The 6,721-nt window shown below is 70.2% G+C and carries 6 protein-coding genes and 1 pseudogene; 5 read left to right on the forward strand and 2 right to left on the reverse strand.

The annotated features are described in order from the left end of the window. Positions 1–224 (reverse strand): annotated as a pseudogene (locus ACLEQD_RS33865) (two-component sensor histidine kinase); the annotation flags it as partial. Positions 225–490: 266 nt separating this feature from the next. Here ACLEQD_RS33865 and ACLEQD_RS33870 point away from each other — a divergent pair. Beyond that, complete coding sequence (locus ACLEQD_RS33870) at positions 491–2,209, forward strand: hypothetical protein (RefSeq protein ID WP_410389742.1); 1,719 nt, start codon at positions 491–493, stop codon at positions 2,207–2,209. A gap of 144 nt (positions 2,210–2,353) precedes the next feature. Continuing rightward, a complete protein-coding gene (locus ACLEQD_RS33875; protein WP_410389744.1) occupies positions 2,354–2,998 on the forward strand; it encodes a hypothetical protein in 645 nt (214 codons plus the stop codon). Positions 2,999–3,009: 11 nt separating this feature from the next. Here the strand turns inward: ACLEQD_RS33875 and radA are convergent, their stop codons facing one another. After that, entirely contained in the window at positions 3,010–4,371 is a 1,362-nt protein-coding gene (gene radA / locus ACLEQD_RS33880; protein WP_338269777.1) for a DNA repair protein RadA, read from the reverse strand. Positions 4,372–4,549: 178 nt separating this feature from the next. Between radA and ACLEQD_RS33885 the strand changes: the two genes are divergently transcribed. From ACLEQD_RS33885 to ACLEQD_RS33895, 3 genes are all read left to right on the forward strand, one after another. Further along, complete coding sequence (locus tag ACLEQD_RS33885) at positions 4,550–4,819, forward strand: GlsB/YeaQ/YmgE family stress response membrane protein (RefSeq protein ID WP_410389746.1); 270 nt, start codon at positions 4,550–4,552, stop codon at positions 4,817–4,819. A gap of 202 nt (positions 4,820–5,021) precedes the next feature. Then, a complete protein-coding gene (bioB, locus tag ACLEQD_RS33890) occupies positions 5,022–6,047 on the forward strand; it encodes a biotin synthase BioB (RefSeq protein ID WP_410389748.1) in 1,026 nt (341 codons plus the stop codon). After that, the coding region (locus tag ACLEQD_RS33895; RefSeq protein WP_410389749.1) for an aminotransferase class I/II-fold pyridoxal phosphate-dependent enzyme at positions 6,044–6,721 on the forward strand (678 nt) is incomplete at its 3' end. The genes bioB and ACLEQD_RS33895, both read left to right, overlap by 4 nt.

Consider the following 6,721-nt stretch of genomic DNA (forward strand, 5'->3'; position numbering starts at 1 on the left):
ATGGTGAGCATGCGCTCGCCGCTGACCTGACTGGCGGTGGCCGCGGCGAGCGCGGAGAGGCTGGCGCCCAGCTCGTCCTCCAGGCTCGCGCGAGCGAGCGCGTACACGGACGCGCCCGCGAGCGAGAGGAAGAGCAGGGTGGGCAGGAGGAACGCCAGCAGCAGCCGCGCGGACAGCGAGCCCAGCGCGTCCCACGGACGGGAGGATTGGGGGCGATGCTTCATCCGGGCGGTGCTCCTCGCACCGCCGCATCAAACGGCATGCCCCGGCCCCTGGCCAGTCCTCGTTCTTCGTCCTGGAGCGGCGCGATGCGAGCGGAATACCCCTGACGGGTGATGGCGATGGCTGCTGGCCGTGGCGTTGATGGAGCCCGGATGGAGCCATGGGGAACGCGCGCCATCTCGGCTCCACCGAGCGTCGTGCACGTCAGGTAGGGGCTCGCGAAACACGTCAGTCCCGGCTGGTAGATGTGAGTGATTGGGGGCGCGTCATGCTGGAAGGAACGCTGGGGGGATTCAGCGCGGGGCTGATGCTGGTCCTGGCGCTCACGGCCTGCGGTACGCCGGGCTCCCGGACGCTGCCGGTGGGGATGCACGGCTACGGCCGCTATCACAGCGCATCCCCTGCTTCGTTCGCGCGGGACACCGCGTGGAAGCGCGCGGGTTCTGCCGGCACCGTCGGGGGAGCGGAGTTGGGCCGCTACCTCGCGTTCATCCGCGAGAAGCGTGCCGCCTTGAAGCAGCCCGCCGTGATGGAAGTGGAGCGTCAGGTGGGGCATGCCGCGCTCAATGACCTGATGCTCTGGGCTTCCGCGCGGACGGAGGAGGAGCTCGCGAAGGACGAGCCGCTGGAGGTGTACCTGCGGCTGAAGGCCCAGCACGCGGAGGCCCTGCGCGAGGAAGGGGCGCGTTCGGCCCGGGCGGAGGCGAAGCTGGAGGAGTTCCACCGCTGGGCGGATGCGCGCCGTCAGGCCCTGGCGGACGCGCACTTCCGCAGGCTCGGAGGCGACGGGCTGCTCACCGAGAGCCCGCTCTACGAGGAGACGCAGCTGGCGCTGCTGGAGGCGGTGCTGGACTGGGCCTACGCGCACACGCAGGACCCGGACTTCCCGCGCAAGAGCCCCAGTGAGGTGGCGCTCTACCTGCTGGCGCGAGACAGCATCCTGGCGTCGGCGGTGGAGGCCAGCCGCTTCGCGCCCCCGCCGTGGGACCCGGCCCGTGAGCCCCCGGGCATTCCGCCGGAAGACGTGGTGCTGGAGATCGCCCTGGGCCTGCTGCCTGTCACCGGCGAGGTGGCGGACGTGGGCGGCGTGGTGCTGGGCCAGAGCCTGCTGGGATATCCGCTGACGGACGGCGAGAGGCTGCTGTGCGCGGTGAGCGTGGCGCTGCCGGTGGTGTCAGGGCGGTTGCTGTCAGAAGGCGCGCAGGGCGTGGAGCGGGTGGCCCTGCTGACGGGCCGGAGCTTGCGTGAGGTGCAGGTGTTGCAGCGCGTGGTGCAGCACCTGTCGCCACGGGAGGCACAGGAACTTCGCCGGGTGCTGCGAGCGGCGGGACGCGGTGAGTCCGTGTCCGCGGAGGACGTGGAGCGGCTGCAATCGCTCGCGAAGCGGCTGGAGGCACCGCTCGCGGAGGCGGGGCGCGTGCTGGCCCAGGGCAAGCGCGTGGCGCTGGTGGGCTCACGGGCGACGGAGGAGGGCGCGCGGCTGGTTCCGGGCAGCGCGGAGCACCTGGCGCAGGCGTGGGTGGACTACCAGTTCCGTCACCCGGAGAAGTACCGGAGCTTCCGGTACGTGGTGGATCCGGAGTGGGAGCGGCTCTACCAGACGGTCATCAAGAACAAGGGCGCGGGCAGCGCGTTCGAGCAGTCCGTGCTCCAGCGCCGGAAGCTGCCGAAGAATTCGAGCCTCCTGATGCCGCCCCCGGGCAGCAAGGCCCAGGGGTTTGTCCCGGATGCCGTGACGGGGCACAAAGGGGATCTTGTCTGGGGCAGCCCCTACGACTTCGTGGAGGTGAAGGGCCGTGCGGAGTTAGCGCTCACGGGAAACATCAGGGCCATGATTGAGTACGTCCAGAAGTACGGTGGCTCCCTTGAACTCTGGATCCGTTCCGCCAAACACGCCGAGGGTGCCACGCAGCTCACGAAACCGCTTCGAACGGAAATCGAGAAGCTCAAGCAGTTGGGTCGCGCCGACATCCAGTTCTTCCCATGAAAGTGACGCATGGCTCAGCGCTACTTGAGAACCGAGTGGGCACTTCTCCCCGGCGCGCCATCGACAAGTACCATCCGTGAGCTTCTACGCCGGTTCTTCACGGAGGGCCGCTGGTTCCAACCGGTACGCTACGGGGGCGTCGGCATGGATGAACGGCTGGCGCCGGGTCCTTTCAACCCGGACGCCCCTGCGGCCGTCTACGACGAATCCAAGCGCTTCTTCATCGGGGCGAAGACGGATCGGGACTTCATTCATTTCTCCCCCGAGACCCAGGGGCAGTACCCCTTCATCGGCACATTCACCTGGCAGACTTCGATTGTGGAGGCCGGCAAGGCCCGGTGGCGCGAGGCCCATTTGCGGCAGGTCATCGAAATCATGCACCTGCTGGGCTCCCCTCTTGCCCAATCCGGACTTGATGCCGACTTCGAGCGCAAGAACTGGCGCGTCGTGCCGAATGAAGATGGTTTTGGCTCCAGGCTCGACTTCAACCTGCGCGACTACAGCGAAGGCCTGGAAGGCCTCTACTGGCGCAACGTCTTCGGCGCCCCCTTCGTGGACCTCTTCGGCCCGCGCCTGGACGCCATCCCCGCGTCCCAGCGCCAGTCGCTCGACGGCGGCCTCGTCCTGGTCCAGCCCTACGAGCTGCCCACCCAGGCCATGACCCCGGAGGGCGACGCCGCGGAAAGCCAGCTCATCGCCACCCTGGGGCCCGACGCCTTCTTCGACCTGCCCACCCTGCGCAAACCCACGCGCGTGCCGGACGTGTCCTGGATGCGGTCCAGGCACTGACGCCCCGTCCGTCAGTCGAACATCGCGGACAGCGCTTCGCTCAGGGTCTCCACGCCCACCACCTGGAGCTTCGTCTCTTCCACGCGCCGCGCGCTGCCGGCCGGCAGCACCACCCGCTGGAAGCCCATCTTCGCGGCCTCCGCGAGCCTTGAATCCACCTGGCCCACCGCGCGCACCTCGCCCGCGAGCCCCACCTCCCCCAGCACCAGCGTCTTCGCGTCCAGCGGCCGGTTCTGCAGGCTGCTCACCAGCGCCGCGCACACCGCCAGGTCACACGCCGGTTCGCTCAGCTGCATGCCGCCCGCCACGTTGACGAACAGGTCGCAGCCCACCAGCGGAATCTCCTCCTTCTTCTCCAGCACCGCCGCCAGCAGCGCCACGCGGTTGCCGTCCACGCCAATCGCCGTGCGCCTCGCGGTGCCGTAGCCCGTGGGCGCCACCAGCGCCTGCACCTCCACCAGCAGCGGCCGCGTGCCGTTGAGCGTGCTCGTCACCACGCTGCCGGACTTGCCCTGCGGCCGCTCGGAGAGGAACAGCGCGGAGGGGTCCGCCACCTCCACCAGCCCCGCGCCCTTCATCTCGAAGACGCCAATCTCGTTGGTGCTGCCGAAGCGGTTCTTGTGCGCGCGCAAGAGCCGGAACGGGTGGCCCCGCTCGCCCTCGAAGTAGAGGACCGTGTCCACCATGTGCTCCAGCACCCGGGGACCCGCGATGGAGCCCTCCTTCGTCACGTGCCCCACCAGGAACGTGGGCACCCCGCTGCGCTTGGCGAACGCCATCAGCCGGCCCGCAACCTCGCGCACCTGGGTGATGCTGCCCGGCGCGTTGCCCAATTCCGGCAGGTACATGGTCTGGATGGAGTCCACCACCAGCGCCTGCGGCTTCAGGGCCTCCGCCGCCTGGAGCACCCGGTCCGCGTCCGTCTCCGCGAACAGGTGGATGGCCTCGCTCTCCACCCGCAGGCGCTCCGCGCGCATCTTCGTCTGCCGGAGGCTCTCTTCACCCGACACGTAGAGCACCGGCCCGTGCCGCGCCAGCTTGTCCAGCGCCGCCAGCAGCAGCGTGGACTTGCCGATGCCGGGGTCTCCGCCCAGCAGCACCAGCGAACCGCCCACCACGCCGCCGCCCAGGACGCGGTCGAACTCCGCGATGCCCGTCCTGCGGCGCACCTCCGTCTCCCCCGTGACGTCCTGGAGCTTCACCGGCCGGGAGGCGCCCCCCGACGCGCCCCAGGCCGGGCGCTTGTCGTCCACCTTCGCTTCGGTCTCCTCCAGGAGCGAGCTCCAGGCGCCGCAGTCCGGACACTTCCCGAGCCACTTCGCCGTCTGGTAGCCGCAGGCCTGACAGGTGTAGTGCGTCTTCGCCTTCGCCATGGGTCGAGCTGTCTACCCCAGACCCCTGACGTTTCCCCGGCTGAAGACGGGCCATGCCAGGAGAGCAGGCAGGCAGGTTGTCGTGGATCAGGTAGCGGGTTGCCCCACAGGGGGGGGCAACCCACTTTCTGGACCACGGGCGTCGCACAGAGCGGGCCCCCCACACAGGGAGAGTGTCATGGGGATTATCGCGTTTCTGGTGATTGGTCTGGTCGCGGGTCTGATCGCTCGTGCCATCATGCCGGGCAACCAGTCGATGGGGCTCATCGCCACCACGCTGCTGGGCATCGTCGGCTCGTTCGTGGGCGGTTTCGTGGGTTCGCTCTTCTCGAGTGACGGCCGGATGTTCGACCTGCACCCCACGGGCCTGCTGTTCTCCGTCCTGGGCGCGCTGGTCGTGCTGTTCCTCGTGGGGCTCGCCGGCCGCAGCCGTCGCGTCCACGTCTAGCTCGCAGGGCTCCTCGACCGATGAGGCGGGAGACAGCCAGGGGACGTCCGTCGCGTACGGACGTCCCTTCTGTCTTTGCGGGCTTCGAGACGGGCCTCCCAGAGGGGGAAGGGACACTCGTCAACCCCCTGTCGCGAGAGCGTTGACAATGGCCTCCGGGCCACGCACCGTCGGCCCCCTGACGCCTCCCCAAGGAGCCCGCATGTCCGACACCGCCGAGTCCTTCCACGGCCACGCCCACCACGCCGCCCCTGCTCCGGAAGGGGTGACGGTGCGGCACGACTGGTCGCTCGCGGAGGTGAAGGCCCTGTACCAGTTGCCGCTGCTGGATCTGGTGCATAAGGCGCAGGCGGTGCACCGGCAGGTGTTCGTGGAGAACAAGGTGCAGCTGTGTTCGCTGCTCTCCATCAAGACGGGCGGGTGTCCGGAGGACTGCGCGTACTGCCCGCAGGCCGCGCGCTACAAGACGGGCGTCAAGGCGGAGAAGCTGATGGCGGTGCCGGAGGTGCTGGCCGCCGCGTCCCAGGCGCGCAAGGCCGGGGCCACCCGCTTCTGCATGGGCGCCGCGTGGCGCGAGGTGAAGGACGGCCCGCAGTTCGACAGCGTGCTGGAGATGGTGAAGGGCGTCCGGGCCCTGGGCATGGAGGCGTGCGCCACGCTGGGCATGCTCACCGACAGCCAGGCGAAGCGCCTGCGCGAGGCGGGCCTGTCCGCGTACAACCACAACCTGGACACGTCCCCGGAGCACTACGGCGACATCATCTCCACCCGCACCTTTGACGACCGGCTGAAGACGCTGAACCGGGTGCGCGACGCGGGCATCTCCGTGTGCTGCGGCGGCATCATCGGCATGGGCGAGTCCGTGGACGACCGCTGCAACCTCTTGCGCACGCTGGCCAACCAGGAGGTGCACCCGGAGTCGGTGCCCATCAACGCGCTCGTGCCGGTGGAGGGGACGCCGCTGGCGGAGCAGCACCGCGTGGAGACGGTGGACATGGTGCGCACCATCGCCACCGCGCGCCTGCTCATGCCGCAGGCCATGGTGCGCCTGTCCGCGGGCCGCATGCAGATGAACGAGGAGGCGCAGCTGCTCTGCATGATGGCGGGCGCCAACTCGCTCTTCTTCGGGGAGAAGCTGCTCACCACCGGCAACCCCGAGTACACCCAGGACATGGCGCTGCTGGAGAAGGCGGGCATCCGCCCCCTGGAGCCCCGGCAGGACCGGTGAGGTCCGTCACGCAGGTCGCGGACCGCTGGGCGCGCGAGGACCTGGAGGCCCTGTCCGCGAAGGGCCTCCGCCGCGCGCTGGAGCCGCTCGACTCCCCCCAGGGCGCCCAGGTGCGCGTGGGGGACGAGCGGCTGGTCAACTTCTCCTCCAATGACTACCTGGGGCTCGCGGCGTCGCCCGCCGTGCGCGCCGCCGTCGCCGCCGCGCTGGAGCGCTACGGCGTGGGCACCGGCGCCAGCCGCCTGGTGGTGGGGGACATGGTGCCGCACCAGCGGCTGGAGGCGCGGCTCGCCCGCTTCGAGCGCGCGGAGGCCGTGCGCCTCTTCAACTCCGGCTACGCGGCCAACACCGGCATCCTGCCCGCGCTGGTGGGCCCCGGCGACGCGGTGTTCTCCGACGCCCTCAACCACGCCTCGCTGGTGGACGGCTGCCGGCTGTCGCGCGCGCGCGTCGTCGTCTACCCGCACGCGGACGTGGCCGCGCTCACCCGCGCGCTGGAGGACACGCCCGCGCGGCGCAAGCTGGTGGTCACCGACAGCGTCTTCTCCATGGACGGGGACGTGGCGCCGCTGCGCGAGCTGGTGGCCGCGTGCGAGGCCCACGGCGCCGCGCTGATGGTGGACGAGGCGCACGCCACCGGCGTCCTGGGCGCGCGCGGCGCGGGGCTGTGCGAG

This window comes from Corallococcus sp. 4LFB (genome assembly GCF_046520365.1).
GTDB classification, from domain to species: domain Bacteria; phylum Myxococcota; class Myxococcia; order Myxococcales; family Myxococcaceae; genus Corallococcus; species Corallococcus caeni.